At 47.3% G+C, this 516-nt stretch carries 1 protein-coding gene; it reads left to right on the top strand.

Annotation, left to right across the window (positions count from 1 at the left end; translation table 11 throughout):
* Positions 1-2 precede the first annotated feature (2 nt).
* A partial coding sequence (locus ACWHAR_RS32060) for a DUF4097 family beta strand repeat-containing protein (RefSeq protein ID WP_452089045.1) occupies positions 3-516 on the top strand: 514 nt, incomplete at its 3' end.

Below are 516 nucleotides of genomic sequence, written 5' to 3'. Positions count from 1 at the left end.
TGATCACTGCCGGTATTCTGGTTTTTTTCGCCGTCGTCGTAAAAGATGTGTTTGCTGCAGGCCTAGGTTTCATAAATGGCACAGAAGCCGATTCAGCCAGCGCATCGCCGCGGGACATTGACAGCATGGTCATTGAGTCGGATAGCAAGGATGTCCGGATTATAGCGGAAGAACGAAGTGACATATCGGCAGGCATTTCAGGAGACTCAGGAAAGTTATTTGTTACTGAAAACAAAAGAAAACTGGAGCTGACCGTAAAGGAAAAAGAATTTCAATTTTTGAATGGGTTTAACCGTTCAACTCTTATCGTCAGGCTTCCGTATGATTATAAAGGTGATCTGGCAGTACGAACCTCAAGCGGCGACTTGTCTGTGGCCGGGAATGACCATCTTGCGCTTTCCGGGCTGAACGCAGTATCTGCGAGCGGAAATACGAGCGTGACGGACGTCCGCCTTCAAGATCTGAAAGTGAAGGCATCATCGGGGGATGTTTCCATTTCAAATACCGTCTCTAAAA

The organism is Bacillus sp. LR--39 (assembly GCF_053613335.1).
This window is presented reverse-complemented; position numbering and strand designations above follow the sequence as displayed.